This window comes from Pedobacter sp. 10L46_2 (assembly GCF_056395165.1).
The window spans coordinates 26584-45785 of sequence record NZ_JBFTIZ010000033.1; the positions used below are offsets into that span (position 1 = coordinate 26584).

The following is a 19202-nucleotide window of genomic DNA, read 5'->3' on the forward strand; positions in this document are numbered from 1 at the left end:
GACTTTTATTTACCTGTGGCGTCGTTTATAGCTTGCTGTTCTTTTAAGGCATCAACATTGTTTTTGTTACCAAAGTTTTGAGTTTTATCTGCAAAATAGTCGAGTATGCCAACAATCGTGTCCAAATTATCTGAAACTCTTTGATGCATATCAGGCAAATCCTTCTCTAACCTTTTATCTCCAAGCTCTATATTATCAACTTCAATTTTCCCTATTTTTTGAATTATTGCTTGTTGTGAGTGCTGTAAGTCTTCTAATTCTCTTACGATTTTCTGCATCAATTCAAACTTCTTTAAAGTATCCATATTCGTATTTTAATTAAGATTAATATTCATTTTATATTATAATTCAACCAATTACCCTGCCAATATGTTTTGATTTTTTTAAAAAGCATTTATGCTGAGGATACTCAGGATGAAAAAGAAATATCGCAACTTGCTTATGCCAATATGATGGCAGGCAAACTTCCGGAAGCAGAAAAAAATTATTTAAAGCTCCACGATAAACAACCTCAGAACTTACCAGTATTGTTTAGCCTTGCAAATATCAACCTTAGAAGAGGAAACGATGAAAAGGCCAAGGCATATTACATGGATATCCTTAAAATCGATAGCACAAATTTTACTGTATATAAGCAATTAGCCAATTTGAATAAGGGAGAAATGAACCTGGCTAAAATAGGTTATCTTAAAAAAGCGAATGAAATAAATCCTATTGATCCGGATGTGGTATTTGATTTGTGCGAGCTCTATTTTAAAATGAACTTTTTTGACAAGGCAAGTAATATATTACAACCGGCCTTAGATGCAGATAGCACAAATCTGCAACTGCTCAAAATGAAAATGCCTATTAGTATGGCGAATAAAAAATATGATGAAGCTATCAAAACCGGAGAGAAATTATTAAGTTATGGTGATAGCTCGACCTTTGTCCTCAATAATCTGGGAAAATCTTATTTTTTCATTCTTGATTACAAAAATGCATTAAAGAATTTTTTAGTAATAGAAAGTAAGTCGATGGATAGCGAAGCATTATATTATTCCATTGGACTTAGCTACAGAGGATTAAAAGATTATAAAAATGCTATTCCTTACCTCGAAAAAGCAATACAAGAAGGAATATCAACCAAAATTGCCAGCTATTATGGCTTACTTGGAGATTCATTTGAAGGTGTAAACAAGAATACTGAAGCAAATGCAGCATATAAAAAAGGCCTCCAATTCGAAAACAATGGAAGCCTGTTGTATAATATTGCTCTTGTCTACGAAACAAAGCTTAACGACAAGAAGAATGCAATTGACTATTATGAGCAATACTTAAAGACAATCAACCCTAAAGAGCAAACAAAGCTGATCGGATTTATTAAAAACAAGATTGTCGAATTAAAAAGATAACTACCTGTTTATTAGTCTGGCAACGTATTTACCTATAATATCAAACTCAAGGTTTACTGTGCTACCTACATTAACCTCATGTAAATTAGTGTGTTCAAAGGTGTAAGGTATTATGAATACAGAGAATTCATCAATATCTGAATTTACTACCGTTAAACTGATACCATTAACTGACACAGATCCTTTTTCTACGGTAACATTCCCACTATTAGAATCATACTTAAACCTGTACTCCCAGCTCCCGTCAAGCTCAGCTCTCTTAATGCATACTGCTGTTTGATCTACGTGGCCTTGAACAATATGCCCGTCCAATCGTCCATTCATTAACATGCAGCGCTCCAGATTTACTTTATTACCTATCCTTAACTCATTGAGATTGCTTTTCTGCAGCGTCTCTTCTATTGCCGTAACCGTATGAGTATTTTCTGACAACGCTACCACAGTTAAGCACACCCCGTTATGCGAAACACTTTGATCTATCTTTAGCTCATTACTTAAATTCGATTGTACGATATAATGTTTGTTTGTACCTTCCGACATTATATCTGTAACCTCCCCAAGTGTTTCTATTATTCCTGTAAACATATTTATTAATTAAACTTAACTCTATTTTTTCTCCAGTTGCTCACTACTTCCACCTGGTTTTGTATCGGCACCACATCGGGCTTTTTCAATGAAATTACCGCAATTAAAGCTGCCATGAGGGCCTCATCCTCATCTTCATTTTTCAAACTTTCTGCACTAAAGTATTTACTTACAAAATGAGTATCAAAATTACCACCTTTAAAAGCATTGTGCTGCATTACAAATTTCCCAAAAGCAAGAGTAGTTTTTATACCCGTAATGTCATATTCATCAATGGCACGGATCATCCGTTCAATTGCCTCTTCCCTATCCTTACCGTATGTGATTAACTTCGCAATCATTGGATCATAATAGATCGGAATTTCCATGCCCTGTTTAAAACCATCATCAACACGAACTCCGTTCCCCTTTGGTGTATTGTATGTTTGCAATACGCCTATATCCGGCAAGAAATTGTTTTCCGGATCTTCAGCATATACTCTCAGTTCAAGCGCATGCCCATTAATCTTCAAATCCTCTTGTTTATAGGAAAGTTTTTCACCTCTGGCAATCTTAATCTGTTCTTTTACCAGATCCAAACCGGTTATCATTTCAGTAACGGGGTGCTCTACCTGAAGTCTGGTATTCATTTCAAGGAAAAAGAAATCGAGGTTTTCATCCAGAATAAACTCAACTGTTCCAGCACCCACATAACTTACAGAACGCGCTACATCTACTGCACAGGCTCCCATCTTTCGACGAGTTTCTTCAGTTAAAATACTAGATGGGGCTTCTTCAATTACTTTCTGATGTCTTCTTTGAATAGAGCATTCACGTTCAAATAAATGAACAATATTACCATGAGTGTCTCCAAGAACTTGAATTTCTATATGTCGTGGCGACGAAACATAACGTTCAATAAATACAGATCCATCACCAAAGGCTGATGTAGCTTCACTAACTGCCAACTGCATTTGCTCTTCAAAGTCGGTCACTTGCTCTACCACCCTCATTCCTTTTCCACCGCCACCGGCAGCAGCTTTAATCAGAATCGGGAATCCAACTTCAATGGCTCTTGCCTTTGCTTCTTCAATATCGGTAATTGCTTCTTCGGTGCCCGGCACCATGGGAATATTATATTTCAAAGCAGCTGCTTTGGCCGATAATTTATTTCCCATAATTTCCATTGCCTCAGGCGTTGGCCCAATCAGAATTAATCCTGATTCTTTAACTAACCTTGCAAAGCCAGCATTTTCCGATAAGAAACCATATCCAGGATGTATTGCTTCAGCTCCGCTAGCCTTGCAGGCTTCTATTATTTTTTCTCCTAATAAGTAAGATTGATTTGACGGAGCCGGGCCAATGCAAATTGCTTCATCAGCATAAAGTACATGTAACGCTTCTCTATCAGCCTCAGAAAATACAGCAACTGTTTTTATTCCCATTTCACGTGCAGAACGCATAATGCGCAATGCGATCTCACCTCTGTTGGCTATAAGGATTTTATTCATCTGTTAAAGTTATTTATGGGCAATTGGATGTAAATGTATTATGTTTTCGATTGCCATGTCAATCATCTCCGAAGAAACATCTAAATGGGTGACCATTCTGATCGTATTTGGACCAGTAGTATTACAAGCAATACCTTTTTCAGCCAAAAGAAGAACGATATCATTAGCTCTAAATCCAGGTGCCACATCGAACAGCACTATATTTGTTTGGACAGGCAGTACAGACGACACATAATTAACTTCATTTAAAGCACCTGCCAATGCAACTGCATGCTGATGATCGATGGCTAAACGCACTACATGATGGTCTAAGGCATAGATTCCCGCTGCTGCTAAAAAACCTGCCTGTCTCATCCCGCCACCAAATGCCTTACGTATCTTCCTTGCCTTTTTAATAGTTTCCTGAGATCCTAGCAGTACAGAGCCTACGGGAGCACCAAGCCCCTTTGATAAGCAAACCGATATTCCGTCGAAATACTTTCCGTAGTCCTTTGCATGATCGCCGGTAGCAATTAAAGCATTAAATATCCTTGCCCCATCTAAATGAAGTTTTAATCCTTTAATATTACAAAGTGTATGGATCGGTTCTATTTGATCTAAAGTATAAGCTATGCCTCCGCCCTTATTTACTGTATTCTCTAAAACTACCAGGCTGGAGTTTGGATAGTGAATATTATTTTCATTTATTTCTGGTTCAATTAACTCCGGTGTTAATATCCCTCTGTCTCCATATAACAGGCGAACTGAAGCCATAGAGTGATAAGCAATACCGCCACCCTCATAACGATAAACATGAGATGTTTGGTCACATATCACCTCGTCCATAGGCTGAGTAAAACACTTAATTGCAATCTGATTGGTCATTGTACCTGATGGGCAAAACAATCCGGCTTCCATATTAAATATACCCGCCAATTTCCTTTCCAATTCATTTACTGTCTCATCTTCGCCAAAAACATCATCACCTATTTTTGCACTCATCATAGCTGCCCGCATTTCTGCTGTAGGTTTTGTTACTGTATCACTTCTAAAATCAACTTTTATCGCCATGTTATTTTTTACTGAATACAAAGATTTATTTTTAATGTTCTTAATGAAAGAAAGATTGATAATATTACAAAATACAATATAAAATAACGGCTTTAGATAAAAAAAGAATTAACAACGCCTTTAAACAGATAAAAATCATATTATCGTTCATTTTTAACCAAAAAACTACTATTATAGCGGCTGTAACCTAAATTCATAAAAACAAGAAATTTTATAATTTGGATTTTAAAATAACAAGTGTATTTTAGCCTTAGTGTTTATTTAACAATATGGTAATCTAAAAATCACGAGCAAAATTAAAAAAAACACTGTTTTTAAGCATTTAAAGGCAGAAAACTAACAACTAACCAAAACTAAAAAATTAAATTTATGAAAAAAAACCATACGAAAGTTGTAGGATTATTTACTTTTATCCCGAAAAAATCAAATTAAGATGATAGTTATTGCAGATGGTGGTTCAACTAAAACCAATTGGTGTTTAATTAATGAGGCTGGTAGAAAAATTCATTTTAATACAGAGGGCTATAACCCGTACTTTTCGAGCACAGAGTACATAGTAGAGTCATTAAGAAAAACCTTACCTGATCACTTGGAAACTGACAAGTTGAAAGAGGTAAATTATTATGGAGCGGGCTGTTCTACAGACGCCAAACGTAAAATTGTTGCTGATGCAATGAAGCAGGTTTTCCCAAATGCGGAAATCAATATCGGCCACGACTTATTAGCTTCATGCAGAGCATTATTAGGCGATGAACCTGGTTTTGCCGCAATCTTAGGAACAGGAACAAATTCTTGTCTATACGATGGAAAAGACATCACTTTAAACATTGATTCACTTGGATATTTCCTTGGTGATGAGGGAAGTGGTTGTTTCATTGGAAAAAGAATTCTTTCAGACTACATGAAAGGCTATATGCCAAAAGGCCTTAGAGAGAGCTTCTATGATAACTTTGCATTAACCAACGAAGATATTTTTGACCATATTTATAACAAACCATTGCCAAATCGCTTCTGCGCAAGCTTTAGTAAGTTTTTATATGATTTCAAAGACAATTATGAAGATTATACATTCTCCACAGTTGAATATGCATTTACTGCATTCTTTGAAAACCTTGTAATTCATTATCCTAACTATAAAGAGCATTCGTTAAACTGCGTAGGTTCTGTTGGTTATAGCTTTAGAGATATATTGAGTATAGTAGCAGACAGATATGAGATGGGTGTTGGTAAAGTTATCCGCTCACCTATAGATGATCTAGTTGATTATCACTTGTTAGTAGCCAACAAGTAATAGCTAAAAATAAGCACAATAAAAATGGCCTGTATCATTGATGATACAGGCCATTTTTATTATATCGCACATGCTTAAAAAGAAATCTCCTTTTCAAACAATTTGGCATATTTCCTCTTGTCAAATTTATACAAGGTAGCCGCCCTAAAGGAAACACCTTGTTGCTTTTCCTGAAGGTCTCGTAAAACGCCGAAGCTTAGCATTTTCTTTCTAAAATTTCTTTTATCCAATTTCTTGTTCAAAATAATTTCATAAACATTCTGCAGCTGGGTTAGTGTAAACTTCTCCGGCAAAAGCTCAAATGCTATTGGTTGATGTTTAATGCGGCGCTTTATCTTTTCAAGCCCTTTATCAAAAATCTGCTGATGGTCAAATGCCAGCCTTGGCAAATCTTTTACATTAATCCAGTGTGCCCGCTTTGCATAGGTACTAATAGGCTTTACAGCCTTATCACCACCTAAACGCAAAAGTGCATAATAGGCAATACTTACTACCCTTCCCTGTGGATGTCGGTTAACATCGCCAAAAGTATAGTACTGTTCCATATAAATGTTACTTAGTCCGGTAAGCTCGTTTAAGATCCTGGAGGCCGATTGGTCTAAACTTTCAACCTCTCCAACAATATTACCCGGCAATGCCCACCAGTCTTTAAACGGCTCTTCATTTCTCTCGATTAAAAGGATCTTTAATTCTCCCTCGTCGAATCCGAACACCACACAGTCAATCGAAAAAGTGGAATCAAACTTTGGTAAGACTTCTTTCAAAATATTAAATATTAATTACGCTAATTACTCGTTATACAACATGAATTTCTCCATAAAGATAGATAAGAATCCCAATTTAGCAATATTTTCCATTCCTTTGAAACCGGGTTCAAGCTAGACACTTATTATTCTGTTTCAATATATTAAATTTTTAAATATTAAAGCAAATAAATATACTTGTCCCCAAATTACACAGAAAATAAAAAATAAATTACTTAGTGTAAAAAATACACCCTATATTCGTATAATAAATCATGAAACCAAATATCAAAAATATCGCTGTGTTGACATCTGGAGGAGATGCTCCGGGAATGAATGCTTGTATTAGAGCTGTAGTAAGAACCGGAATATACAATGGTATAAATATGTTTGGAGTTTTGCAGGGATACCAGGGATTAATAAACAACAATATTAATCCAATGGATGCAAGGTCCGTAAGTAACATTATCCACCTCGGAGGAACAATATTAAAAACAGCACGTTGTCTGGATTTCAAAACTGAAGAAGGACTAGATATTGCTTTTGAAAATTTAAAAGCAAGAGACATAGATGGACTAATTGTCATCGGTGGAGATGGAACTTTTACAGGAGCCCAGAGATTTGCAAAGAAACATGGCGTAAAAGTTATAGGTATTCCCGGAACTATTGATAACGATTTATACGGATCAGATTTTACTTTAGGATATGATACGGCAATAAATACAGTTATTGAAGCCATCGACAAAATCAGAGATACCGCCGACTCGCATGACAGGTTGTTCTTTATTGAAGTAATGGGCAGAGATTCGGGGTGTATCGCCTTAAGAAGCGCAATTGCCAGTGGTGCAGAAGCTGTTTTATTACCTGAAAGGGAAACTAGTGTTGATGAATTGGTGGCGCAACTGGAAGCAGGTGCATCTACTAAAAAATCTTCGAGCATAGTTATTGTTTCTGAAGGACATAAAGACGGTGGAGCTTTTGACATTGCCAAAAAAGTTAAGGAGAGGTTTAACCACTATGATACAAAAGTGACTATCTTAGGCCATCTTCAACGTGGAGGCAGCCCGAGTAGTTTCGACAGGATACTTGGAAGCAGACTTGGCTTTGCTGCTGTAAATGAACTTTTGAAAGGAAACACCATGCAAATGGTTGGCCTGCGTGGTAATGATATACACACCACCACTATTGAAGAAGCACTTACAAAGCATAGCTTTAAATTGGAAAGTGATTTATTGGAAATGACTAAAGTCTTATCAATATAAATATGATTGCAGTAGTTTATAGCGGATCAAAAACAGCGTTCTGGAAAATTGCACGGGATGGAAAAACCATCGCCGAATGCACTATGCCCGGTATAAACCCTTGTTTTAACGATCAAAAAGCAATACTGCAATTTTTAAATAAGAAGGCTACGCTGATTAATCATGCCGAAAGCATAAAGAAAATATATGTGTTTGCTGCAGGAGCTTCCTCAGTAGAAAGAAGGAACGAATTGGCAGAAACGCTTGGTATCTTCTTTAAGTATAGCAAGATCACCGTTAAGGATGATCTATATGGAGCAGCAATTTCAGCGTGTTACAACAACAGTGGCATCGTGGGTATATTAGGCAGTGGTGCCAACTGTGCATATTTTGATGGTAAAAGCCCCGAGAAAAATAACTTTGGCCTTGGATTTATTCTGGGCGACGAGGGTTCAGCAACCTACCTGGGAAAGATTCTTGTAAAAGCCTTTCTTCAGGAAAAATTACCAAAAGATTTGCAAAGTGAGTTTGAGGTTAAATACAATCTGGACAGACCGCAAATACTTGAGCGTGTGTATAAAAAACCAATGGCTCAGCAATTTTTCAGTTCTTTCTTCGATTTTTTCCTTGAAAACCGCAACCATAAATATATACTAGATCTAATAGATAAAGCGTTTGAAAGTTACTTCAATATATATCTGTTACCAACAATAAAACTACATCCTGGAAAGGAAATACATTTTGTAGGTCTTGTTGCAGGAACATTTCAGGAGCAACTAAGGGAAACAGCAGAAAAACACGGATTAAAAATAACATCAATTACTAAAGAACCAATATATAATTTACTAAACTACTATTCAAATTAATAAGATGAGCAAAATTGGAATAAACGGCTTTGGCCGTATCGGCAGACTGGTTTTTAGAGCTGCTTTAAAAAGAGGATTAGATATCGTTGCAATCAATGACTTAGTTGAGCCTGATTACATGGCTTATATGTTAAAGTATGATACTACACATGGTCGTTTTGATGGTACTATCGCTGTAGAAAATGGAAATCTTGTAGTAAACGGAAAAACCATCCGTATCACTGCTGAAAAAGATCCGGCAAACTTAAAATGGAATGAAGTTGGTGTAGAAACTGTTATTGAGTCGACTGGTTTATTCTTAACTCAAGCAGACGGTGCAAAACACATTGCTGCAGGTGCAAAAAGAGTGGTATTCTCTGCTCCGGCAAAAGACGATACCCCTACTTATGTAATGGGTGTAAATCATCATAAATTAACTGCAGACCAAACGATCGTTTCAAATGCATCTTGTACTACTAACTGCTTAGCACCAATTGCTAAAGTATTAAATGATAATTTTGGTATAGTAGAAGGTTTAATGAGTACTATTCACGCGGTAACTGCAACTCAAAAAACAGTTGACGGTCCTTCAGCTAAAGACTGGAGAGGCGGACGTGGTGGTTTCTCTAACATCATCCCTTCATCAACAGGTGCTGCTAAAGCTGTAGGCTTGGTACTTCCTGAATTAAAAGGTAAATTAACTGGTATGTCTTTCCGCGTTCCTGTAGCCGACGTTTCTGTAGTCGATCTTACTGTACGTTTGGAAAAACCTGCTACTTACGAAGACGTAAAAAAAGCCATGAAAGCTGCCTCTGAAGGTGAGTTGAAAGGCGTATTAGCATATACTGAAGACGAAGTAGTTTCTTCTGATTTTATCGGTGATGAGCATGCATCAATTTTTGACGCTAAAGCTGGTATTTCATTGAATGATAACTTCGTTAAAGTGGTTTCTTGGTATGATAACGAATGGGGCTATTCTAATGCATTAGCTAAATTCGTAGAGTACTACGGAAACTTAAAGTAAAACCCGTTCATACAGGTTTATATTTGGTTAGAAAAGGGATGTGCGTGGATGCGACATCCCTTTCTTTATTTCTAGCCTCTTATACCCCATGTATTTCAACCAGTAAGACTCCCACACTAAGGTTCAACATGTGTTAATAATTCTGTTAATTGTATTGCGATATTGAATGCTAATATAGGCATCTACGCTATGTATCGAAGGTCTTGTCCCCCATTTTGTCCCCGTGTTTGTCCCTATTAAATTTATTAGAATCATCCATCAGTACGGCTATTAAATCTCTTTTGAGTTCGCTGTTAAACCGAAAGGCTGGCTGAACCAACCCTACCCGCAATAATGTGTTATGTGCCATAGTTATATTAAATTATAGCACTCAAAAACCAAGCTTTCAAAGCAATTAAGGAACGGAATAAATGGGCTATAAGGCTGCTATGTGAGCGTTTATGCCATAGTTTCTTTAAGCGTGTTGTGGTGACAAGCTTAACTTTGTGTAATGATTAATACACTCGCGAATTCACACTTCGTACCTATTTGTAAACACTTATCCGCGTTCTTTTCCAAAGCAGGTAGTAACCAAGTGCCACTCCGAGAATTGTCATGGCAATGGCTAGACCACCATCTTTTACTTTATATTCATCACCGTAAAGTTTTATATCAGTGCTAGTAATAAGTAGACCGAGAAGAACTAACAGTAGCCATATGCCGCAAATTACGATGGTTGTTATCCACTTGTATTTGGGAGCAATCCAATGCGCCAAAGTTACTGAGAGGAAGGAGATTATCAATCGACTTGAGGCATAATTATACTGCTTTAAGGATGACCCGCTAACAAAATAAGATAGAATAAACTCGATGATCTATGAAGCAAGTAATCCAATTCCTATGGAAAGAGGGAGCAAAAATACCCAACGTAAACAATAAAAAATGGAGTCTCGGGTGATTATTCTTTTGGTAGTAATAATTACTGGAGTGTCTAACTTATTACATATCTCATTCCGAAGTTGGTCTGGAATATTATTCCATGTAGTTTTAGTTGTTAACAACAACTGGCAGTCACACTCATCTTTAACAACCTCAATGATATTGCAGTACCATTGATAATAGCACCGCTCTCTCGGCTTAGGGGGAATAAAGCCTCTTCATATTGGTATCCCAGTAAACTTCAGTAGCACTTCTCCATGTCCAGTCCATGTTTTTACGATAAAACATAGAGTTACCTTGCAATTTCAATTATGTCATATTGGGATGTGGTACTAGCATACCTTTGCACAAAGCAGGTATTCTACCCATATATCAAAAAAATTATTTGCGGACACGACTCAATGTTTCCTGAGACATCCCAAGATAAGATGCGATATATCCAAGTGGAATTCGATTAAGTAAATATCCTTCATGAGATAAAAAACGTTCATATCGTTCTTTTGCAGATAATGTGCGTAAAGAAATTGCCTGTTCCTCTGATCTTACATAGTATGCCTCAATCAGTTTTCTTCCAATATAATTGAACCGAGGATGTTTTGTATAGATTTCCTCCAGATGACTTTTACTCAATTGAAGAAGCTCGCAGTCCTCTATTGCTTCGAGGTATTCCACTGAAGGATTTCCAGTAAAGAAACTATTAACAGACACAACGATATCATTCTCTATTAAGATCCAAGATACCTTTTCATTCCCATCAGAATCGATATAAAAACTTCGTAAAGCACCAGATTTGATAAAATAAACATGCTTACTAATATCTCCCGGTAAGAGCAAATATGTCTTCTTGCAAACAGTCAATACTTTACTTTTTGAGAGAATATCAGAAATAACATCGTCGTTAATTGACTGGATGGCAAGAAGCTTTTTAAAAATTGAAGAATGGATATCATCAGCCATATCGTTTTTGATTTTTGTCAAAAGTAGAGTAAAACTAATCATTTAACTTGCCCAAATCAATAACTGATCAATTATGAAAATAGACAACTACATCATTAGTAAATTAACCTTTATGAAGGTAATTTTCCCTCTATTTTACGGACTTTTTGTAGTGGCATTAGGTGACAAACTTTCATTCCCCATGTTTGCCTATCTTTTGATAGCTCTGTTAAATCTTGAGACCTCGGCACTAGGGATTATTGGATATGGGAGTATCTTCTATCTCATATTTACCGGCTTTTATCACTTCGATAAAAATTGGAATTATCGATGGACAATAGCTTGTAGTTTAGCACTCGTACTCTTAACTGCAATACCCATATATTGCAACATCATTAATGGTGGTCGCTACGTATTTATCTTCATTGCCATTGCATTACTGATGGCTGCATTTGTTATATACGGCAGTATTTTAGGCCTTCGCATATTAAAGTTTGCAAAAGATTAATGTAGTTTACTTTCATTCTCCAGATCCATATGTAAAAACCATTTTATGAATGTCGTAACTTATCCCTTCATGTACCATTGTTTTACTTTTCTCTGGTAAGAATTTGAAACCGACTGACTCATAGCATCTAATTGCCGCATAATTCTTTTCCCATGTAAAAAGTTCAACAGTATCAATCTTAAAAAGTCGCTTAGATTCTTCTACTAGCAATTCAATAAAGTATCTGCCTAATCTTTGACCCCGAAGACTTGGTTCCCCCACAAGAATCCTGGCTAGCCTAGGGGCGCCACTTTCTTGAGGAATGATCTCACCAAAAGCAAACGGAAGCTTTTCTAAGGTATAACCTATATAAAGTAGACGATCTGGATAGGTATTCTTATAATCCTGGATTTGCTGTTCTGTTAAAGGATAAGAAAAATCTGTGCCCGAGAACTGAAGCAAAAGTTCAGCATCTGTCACCCAAGATTCTAATAATCTGAAATCCGAACTATCATATGGTTTTAGCATGTTGACGATATCTTGTATCAAATCTATAGCTATAGTATTATACTTCCAAACTCAATAAAAATCATATCTAAGATAGGTCTTAGTTCATCATCTGATCAATGTCACACTTCCTTTTAATGGTTTATCACTTTTGCTGCTTTTTATCTGATAATAATAAACTCCAACCGGAACATCAGTGCCTTTGTAGCGACCATCCCATACGGGATTTAGACCCCTCGTTTGAAAAACCAGCACTCCATATCGGTTGTAAATTGTAATCGTAGCACTAGGATCATTTTCCAGTCCGGCAACATACCATAAATCATTTATGCCATCTCCATTAGGGGTGAATGCATTAGCCACAATGATCTCTTTACACCAAGAAACAACTTTATAAATAACTTTGGCGGTACAACCGTTTACATCCGTTACAGTTAACTTGTAGTCACCTGGCTTGGAAACGGTAAATGCATTGCTTGAGCTAGTCAATCCATTCCAATTATAGCTCAGATATCCTGGTTCAGCAATCAAAGTAACCTGTTCACCAGATGTTGTACAGATTTTAGAATCCAGGGGTTCAGTCAACAAAATCCGATCGTTTACTAAAACATTTACCACATTGCTTTTGGTTGTACAACCAAAAGCTGAGGTAACCTCTACAAAATAATTGCCTGCTTGATTTACCTGAATCGAAGATGTGGTTGCCCCCGTGTTCCATCGGTAAGTTGAATTCGGGGCAGTTGAGACACTTAAGCTTGCCGATTCTCCATAACATAAGCTTTTCGTTGGAACGGTATTTACTGAGATTACAGGAAAGGGGTAGATTTGCAAATTAAATGGGTTCGATTTCTTTTTACATCCCTCAATATTTTCAAAAATAGCCTCGTATATCCCAGCCGAGGATACCTGGATTTCCGTCTTATTCTCCATAGTCCTTAATTCAATACCGTCCTTATACCAATGTATCTTATGGCTTTTCGTGTTTTCGATCTTCAACAAAGCGATATCGCCGAAGCAATAAGTTGATTTATTGGGGGTAATAATAGGCGCAGACAATATAGCTATATCGATCGCCACGGCTGACGAGGTTACAAAACTCCCGGCACAATTACTCACCTCTACCCTATAACTACCTTTTGAACTAACCTTTAACTTAGCTACACTCTCCCCTACAATTTCAGCATCGTCCTTAAACCATCGATAGGTATAACCGGGTTTATCAATGGTTGAAAGTTCTTTGCTATTCCCCTCACACAAAGTAATTTTTGCGGGGTAGTTGAATGTAATTTCTGGAGTAGTCTCTGTATTTATGACAAAGTTTTTAGAATGCATGCTCACCCCTTCACACATGCCAATCAGTTCAGCCCTGTAACGTCCTTTATCCAAAATCCTAACAACTGATTTTCCTGCCCATTCAGGTAAATCCACACCGTTCTTTGTCCAATGAATAGATATTGCACCATTATTTATAGGATCTGTAAAGTTGGCATTAACTTCCAGGCTTTCATTTCCGCAAAGTGTAAAAATAGATTCCTCTACAGTTTCCATATCAGGGTCTTTATCATAAGTGAATCTGGCAAGTAGCTTTTCTTCATAAATTGCACCATCTAGTTGCGGATATACCTTTTTCACGCCCTGATCAGTAGCCAGCCAAATTACATTTTCACATATATACCTTGGATCATAAGCAGGTCTACTTCCCTCTGGAGAAAAACTTCTATAATCAATTGCAAAATTATTGACCCTGGCATTTAGTCCTGGCAACTTTTTAAAACTGACCTCTTCTATAGGAACCCAATCAAACAGCATACTTTTAACAAACTTTTCGGTGTAAAATAATCCAGTATTGGAGGCTGCCAATACAAATGTAGTGGGCGATAATACGTTAAACATCCGTAATTCCTCTATCGAATTGATTTGTTCATTTTTAATTGGCTGCGTTAATCCAATACCACAACGCCCCCAATACTGAATATATAATCCATTATTTGTTCCCCAATATTGAGAATTCTGATTTATACCCATATAGTCACTGCCTTTATCATAATTAAACATAGTACAGTTAAAATCTCCATATGGGTCATGCTGCGGTATATTGGAAACATATATTGTGTAATCAATATGTTGAATTACACTTTCTCCCTGAGGCCATCCACATCTATAATTTACATCCAAATTTACTTTAAACTCTACTCCTTTGATACCTGATTTTGTAATTTTGTAGCCTCTGAAATCAAAGCCTTGTTCACGATAAATGTCATACAACATTACTGTATTATCATTTCTGATGATTCTATATAGATATTTATCAGTTGCAACCACCAGACGATCATCGCGCCAATAGTCATCAACATCAGGATAGGATTCAGTATTCTTCATACCATCAAGCTTTACGGCAATTCCATTTATCTTCGTAATTTCAGGATCATCCAGAGGAATCATGTTTTTGTTACCATTTTTAACATGAATAAGCCGTTTGGGTTTTACAGAAAAGTAAATATCCTGCGTACTATAGCCAGCAAGATCGTCCACCAGCTCTCCCACTGTTTGTGGATAAATAGAAAAGTCGCCAGCAAGCATCGATTTATAATAAACTATTCCTGATGCAGTTAATGCCCAGACCGTATGATCATCATATGTTATTATAATCTTTTTGATGTTTTCTCCAGAAAGGAAACTTTCCCCTGATCGCAATATCAATTGTGCATTTGCTAATGATATGCCAAGAACATAAAACAGGCAGATTAATAGAAATCGATGAGAGTGAAGCATTTTAGATATTTAACACTAATGTATTCAAAGTATAGCAAAATATACTTTGCTTTTTGAATTTCTATTTAAATCTATTACCTACAGCGCTAACTACAATGTTACCAAGTTATATTTGGATATTTAATGCCAGAATTTAACTTTGTTTAAACCAAATATTCCTCTTATCTCAAAATTTTATGAAAACTATTTTTTACGCCCTTTTAACAACCGTTGCTTTCTCAGCTTGTCAAGGCAATAAAGAAAATGCTGCAACTTATGCCCCGAGAGTGCTAACTGCAACAGAAAAGTTCAATTATTATCCCGAAACCAGAGGCGACACCTTAGCGCTTATTACTGCCGAAAGTGATAAAAAAGCGGCTGAAGAAACAGAAGAAGTATTTAATGTAAAATACAAGGATACAGTCATTCAAATCCAAACAAATCCGGCAGACAAAGCCTCCGCTATAGGTAAATTTTCTACTGCTGAATATGTAAACACTCAAAAAACCGCTTTACTGGTTCAAATTGCCGACAACTCAGGTCTGGTAGCTCCTGTATATTTAATCACAATAACAGATAAAAAACCAGACGTGATTAGCCTTTACAGAGCATCTAAAGGTAAAGAGGATAAAAAATATACCAAGGGAATTATCAAAACCGGAAGAGATGGTTATTTAGTTAATAATGATTTCTTTGTTGCCAATGTTAACGCTAAGGTTTTCTTAATTAAAAGACAAAACCCGGACGAAAGAATCCAGGGAGAATTCATGCTGAAATCTCCGGATAAACAAACATTTGCATTTCTAGGCGAAAAATCTTTCTTCCAGGTGCACTATCCTACAGGAAAAACATATGATCAACCTTTAAAAACTTTGCCAACCGCAAAAGGAAATGACCTGTTTGTATGGATTCAGGAAAACTATAAATGGGATAGAGATAAAGAAGGCATTTCACACTTAATCCCTAGCGACAACGATAAGATTGTCGATTTAAAATCATTCAAGTAAGCATTACAAGTTTTACATAAAAAAGCGCCTGTATCAACACTTATGATACAGGCGCTTTTTTATGTACATTAGATCAACAAAATAAAAAAACTGCATGAAAACATCATTTAAGGTCCCTTTATTTGCAATGATTGCGATTCTAACATCTTGTCAAAATACCGACAAAAAGTCGACAGCAGACGGCACGGCTTTATCATCCTCAAACCCCTTTCTTAACCAGAGTAAACTACCTTACCAGGCGCCTGATTTTGATCATATAAAAGATAGCGACTTTAAACCTGCTTTCGAGGAGGGAATGAAAATTCATTTAGAAGAAATCCAGAAAATTGCTGGCAATACCGAAACGCCGACATTCGAAAATACGTTTGTAGCAATGGAGAAATCAGGTGAAATGCTCACAAGGGTAAATCGGATATTTGGCCTTCTTACAGGTGCAAATACAAACGATGATCTACAAAAATTACAAGAAGAAATTGCACCTAAACTTGCTGCTCACCAGGATGCTATATCATTAAATCCAGAGCTATTCAAAAGGATCGAATCCATTTATAATACAAGAGAAAAGTTAAAATTAGATCAGGAATCAAAACGATTAGTAGAGTATTACTATCAGGCATTTGTTTTAGCCGGAGCTAAACTTTCAGAAACAGACAAAACAAATCTTAAAAAGCTGAATGAACAAGAGGCCTCGTTAAGTGCTAAATTTTCTAATCAGCTTCTTGCTGCTGCCAAAGCAGGTGCTTTAGTTGTTAATGACAAATCAGAACTTGCAGGCCTATCAGAAGGTGAGCTTGCTGCTGCCGCCCAAACTGCGAAGGCAAACAAGTTAGAAGGCAAATGGATGTTATCTCTTCAAAACACCACCCAACAACCTTCACTACAAATGTTATCAAACCGTGCAACCAGACAAAAGCTATTTGATGCTTCCTGGAACCGTGCTGAGCGAAATGACACAAATGACACCAGAAAAGCTATTGTAGAAATAGCAAAAATCAGAGCAGAGAAAGCAAAACTTATCGGCTTTCCTAATTATGCTACATGGAAACTGCAGGATCAAATGGCTAAAACTCCGGCCGCAGTTGAAACCTTCTTCTCTAAACTCGTGCCCTCCGCAACAGCAAAAGCCAAAGCTGAGGCTGCTGATATCCAGGCTGTAATTGATCAGCAAAAGGGTGGTTTTAAAGTAGAGCCGTACGATTGGAATTACTATGCAGAACAGGTTCGCAAAGCGAAATATGATCTGGATGAAAATCAGATAAAACCTTATTTCGAATTAAACAAAGTACTTCAGAATGGTGTATTTTATGCTGCCACCCAACTTTATGGCATCACTTTTAAGGAGCGTACGGATCTTCCGGTATACCATAAGGATGTTAAAGTATACGAGCTCTTTGATAAAGACAATACTACCATAGGCTTGTTTTACTGTGATTATTTTAAACGCGACAACAAATCTGGAGGCGCCTGGATGGACAATATGGTTGGCCAGTCTAAGCTATTGGGTACTAAACCTGTAATTTTCAACGTATGTAACTTCACTAAACCTGCAGCCGGTCAGCCGGCATTAATCAGCTTTGATGACGTAACCACAATGTTCCATGAGTTTGGTCATGCGCTACATGGTTTCTTTGCAAACCAGCAATATCCAAGCCTATCTGGTGCCAATGTTGCCAGGGATTTTGTGGAGTTCCCATCTCAGTTCAATGAACATTGGGCAATAAATCCAATGGTATTTAAAAATTACGCTGTTCATTATAAAACAGGTGAGCCAATGCCACAAACATTGATTGATAAAATCAAAAAAGCCGGTACATTTAATCAGGGTTATGCATTAACAGAAGTCCTTGCCGCCGCCGCCCTTGATATGCAATGGCATAAGCTATCAGCAACGGATCCTTTGCAGGATGCAGATAAATTTGAAACTGCCGCCCTACAAAAAACACATCTTGACCTGTCGTATGTTCCATCACGCTACCGTTCTTCTTACTTCTTACACATTTGGGGAAATGGCTATGCAGCGGGTTATTATGCTTACCTGTGGACAGAGATGTTAGATCATGATGCATTCTCCTGGTTCGAAGAAAACGGAGGATTAACCCTTGCTAATGGGCAACGCTTTAGAGACATGATACTTTCAAAAGGCAATACAGAAGATTATGGTAAAATGTTCAGAGATTTCCGCGGACATGATCCAAATATTTCGGCAATGCAGAAATACAGAGGCTTAATTACAAAATAACAGATAAAGGGAACCGGTTAATTACCGGTTTTCTTTTTTAAACCTTCCTCCTATCCAAACCGATAAAAACGACAACACGAGGAATACAACAAGCACATAAAAACAGTTTACAAATACTGTTGCGTACCCATACTTCGCCACGTCTACAAAAGGGTAAGGGTAAAATCCTGATGCAGATCCTCTGTATAAGATAAACATCAAATAAATAAAAGGGTAAATAAGCCAGCTAAAGGTATCATTCCATTTCAATGAATCCTTGGATACAAACAAGAACCAGTATAGCACAAATAAAATAGGAATAATTAAATGGAGTAACTCATCAACTACCAATTGTAAACCCTTTGGTTCCCACGTAAACCTCATACACCGCAGTTGCTGTAAGAGTAGTCGGCTTTGTAAAGAAACCGCTGTCCTTTCGTTTCAGCAAAAGTGAAGTAAAGCACAATGCCACAAGAATATTAGTTAAAACAGTAAAGTAGCTAAAGTATCGAATAACCGACTCATCAACCGGCACAATATTGCTTTGCATAGTAAGATAAAGCTGCGCTATTAGTGCAAACCAGCCCAATATAACACCTGTTATTAACAACCAATTACCACCTTTGGTATCGCTCTGTTCCATGTATACCAAGTTACGGAAAAAGGAATAATTAGCGTAACATAAATCTCAGGCCAAAAAAGTTTAATCATTAGC

At 36.9% G+C, this 19202-nt stretch carries 18 protein-coding genes; 8 read left to right on the plus strand and 10 right to left on the minus strand.

The genetic code is table 11. From position 1 onward, the window contains the following. Positions 1-5 precede the first annotated feature (5 nt). Positions 6-305 (minus strand): hypothetical protein, encoded by a 300-nt coding sequence (locus tag AC1DDX_RS05745; RefSeq protein ID WP_048904240.1) that lies wholly within the window; start codon positions 303-305, stop codon positions 6-8. A gap of 69 nt (positions 306-374) precedes the next feature. Between AC1DDX_RS05745 and AC1DDX_RS05750 the strand changes: the two genes are divergently transcribed. Beyond that, complete coding sequence (locus tag AC1DDX_RS05750) at positions 375-1394, plus strand: tetratricopeptide repeat protein (protein WP_477621855.1); 1020 nt, start codon at positions 375-377, stop codon at positions 1392-1394. Here the strand turns inward: AC1DDX_RS05750 and AC1DDX_RS05755 are convergent, their stop codons facing one another. The 3 genes from AC1DDX_RS05755 to AC1DDX_RS05765 are packed head-to-tail and all read right to left on the minus strand — an operon-like array spanning position 1395 to position 4519. After that, on the minus strand, positions 1395-1979 hold the full coding sequence (locus AC1DDX_RS05755) for a riboflavin synthase (RefSeq protein ID WP_288883791.1): 585 nt from the start codon (positions 1977-1979) through the stop codon (positions 1395-1397). It abuts the gene before it with no gap. Positions 1980-1984: 5 nt separating this feature from the next. After that, positions 1985-3469, minus strand: a complete 1485-nt coding sequence (gene accC, locus AC1DDX_RS05760) for an acetyl-CoA carboxylase biotin carboxylase subunit (RefSeq protein WP_337715678.1) — start codon at positions 3467-3469, stop codon at positions 1985-1987. A 9-nt stretch (positions 3470-3478) separates the two neighbouring features. Continuing rightward, a complete protein-coding gene (locus AC1DDX_RS05765; protein WP_172660764.1) occupies positions 3479-4519 on the minus strand; it encodes a threonine aldolase family protein in 1041 nt (346 codons plus the stop codon). Between the two features lie 433 nt (positions 4520-4952). Here AC1DDX_RS05765 and AC1DDX_RS05770 point away from each other — a divergent pair, with 433 nt between their 5' ends. Then, positions 4953-5810 carry an N-acetylglucosamine kinase gene (locus tag AC1DDX_RS05770; RefSeq protein WP_048904235.1) on the plus strand — a complete coding sequence of 286 codons (858 nt, stop codon included), beginning with the start codon at positions 4953-4955 and terminating at the stop codon, positions 5808-5810. Positions 5811-5884: 74 nt separating this feature from the next. On the opposite strand, the gene AC1DDX_RS05775 is transcribed toward AC1DDX_RS05770, so the two are convergent. Then, positions 5885-6574: an NUDIX hydrolase gene (locus AC1DDX_RS05775; protein ID WP_048904234.1), complete on the minus strand. Its 690-nt coding sequence runs from the start codon at positions 6572-6574 to the stop codon at positions 5885-5887. A 254-nt stretch (positions 6575-6828) separates the two neighbouring features. Between AC1DDX_RS05775 and pfkA the strand changes: the two genes are divergently transcribed. Genes pfkA through gap form a run of 3 tightly spaced genes read left to right on the plus strand, consistent with a single transcriptional unit; the run spans position 6829 to position 9663 of the window. Beyond that, the gene (pfkA, locus tag AC1DDX_RS05780; protein WP_172660765.1) at positions 6829-7815 is read left to right on the plus strand and encodes a 6-phosphofructokinase; all 987 of its coding nucleotides are present in this window, start codon (positions 6829-6831) and stop codon (positions 7813-7815) included. A gap of 2 nt (positions 7816-7817) precedes the next feature. Continuing rightward, a complete protein-coding gene (locus AC1DDX_RS05785; RefSeq protein ID WP_172660766.1) occupies positions 7818-8660 on the plus strand; it encodes a hypothetical protein in 843 nt (280 codons plus the stop codon). 4 nt (positions 8661-8664) lie between these two features. Beyond that, positions 8665-9663: a type I glyceraldehyde-3-phosphate dehydrogenase gene (gene gap / locus AC1DDX_RS05790; RefSeq protein WP_337715680.1), complete on the plus strand. Its 999-nt coding sequence runs from the start codon at positions 8665-8667 to the stop codon at positions 9661-9663. Positions 9664-10962: 1299 nt separating this feature from the next. Here the strand turns inward: gap and AC1DDX_RS05795 are convergent. After that, positions 10963-11538: a Crp/Fnr family transcriptional regulator gene (locus AC1DDX_RS05795; protein ID WP_477611749.1), complete on the minus strand. Its 576-nt coding sequence runs from the start codon at positions 11536-11538 to the stop codon at positions 10963-10965. A 73-nt stretch (positions 11539-11611) separates the two neighbouring features. Between AC1DDX_RS05795 and AC1DDX_RS05800 the strand changes: the two genes are divergently transcribed. Next, entirely contained in the window at positions 11612-12025 is a 414-nt protein-coding gene (locus tag AC1DDX_RS05800; RefSeq protein WP_337715684.1) for a hypothetical protein, read from the plus strand. A gap of 12 nt (positions 12026-12037) precedes the next feature. Here AC1DDX_RS05800 and AC1DDX_RS05805 read toward each other — a convergent pair whose 3' ends face one another. Together AC1DDX_RS05805 and AC1DDX_RS05810 are read right to left on the minus strand one after the other, a co-directional pair. After that, the gene (locus AC1DDX_RS05805; protein ID WP_337715686.1) at positions 12038-12532 is read right to left on the minus strand and encodes a GNAT family N-acetyltransferase; all 495 of its coding nucleotides are present in this window, start codon (positions 12530-12532) and stop codon (positions 12038-12040) included. A gap of 87 nt (positions 12533-12619) precedes the next feature. Further along, the gene (locus AC1DDX_RS05810) at positions 12620-15283 is read right to left on the minus strand and encodes a T9SS type B sorting domain-containing protein (protein ID WP_337715688.1); all 2664 of its coding nucleotides are present in this window, start codon (positions 15281-15283) and stop codon (positions 12620-12622) included. 176 nt (positions 15284-15459) lie between these two features. Here AC1DDX_RS05810 and AC1DDX_RS05815 point away from each other — a divergent pair, with 176 nt between their 5' ends. Together AC1DDX_RS05815 and dcp are read left to right on the plus strand one after the other, a co-directional pair. Next, positions 15460-16269, plus strand: coding sequence for a hypothetical protein (locus tag AC1DDX_RS05815; RefSeq protein ID WP_172660769.1), 810 nt, complete (start codon positions 15460-15462; stop codon positions 16267-16269). Positions 16270-16363: 94 nt separating this feature from the next. Next, positions 16364-18508 (plus strand): peptidyl-dipeptidase Dcp, encoded by a 2145-nt coding sequence (gene dcp, locus AC1DDX_RS05820; protein ID WP_337715690.1) that lies wholly within the window; start codon positions 16364-16366, stop codon positions 18506-18508. 21 nt (positions 18509-18529) lie between these two features. Here dcp and AC1DDX_RS05825 read toward each other — a convergent pair whose 3' ends face one another. Both AC1DDX_RS05825 and AC1DDX_RS05830 read right to left on the minus strand, forming a co-directional pair. After that, positions 18530-18871, minus strand: a complete 342-nt coding sequence (locus tag AC1DDX_RS05825) for a Pr6Pr family membrane protein (protein ID WP_477621856.1) — start codon at positions 18869-18871, stop codon at positions 18530-18532. Next, on the minus strand, positions 18828-19130 hold the full coding sequence (locus tag AC1DDX_RS05830) for a hypothetical protein (protein ID WP_477621857.1): 303 nt from the start codon (positions 19128-19130) through the stop codon (positions 18828-18830). The genes AC1DDX_RS05825 and AC1DDX_RS05830 overlap by 44 nt, the downstream gene beginning before the upstream one ends. Between the last annotated feature and the right edge of the window lie 72 nt (positions 19131-19202).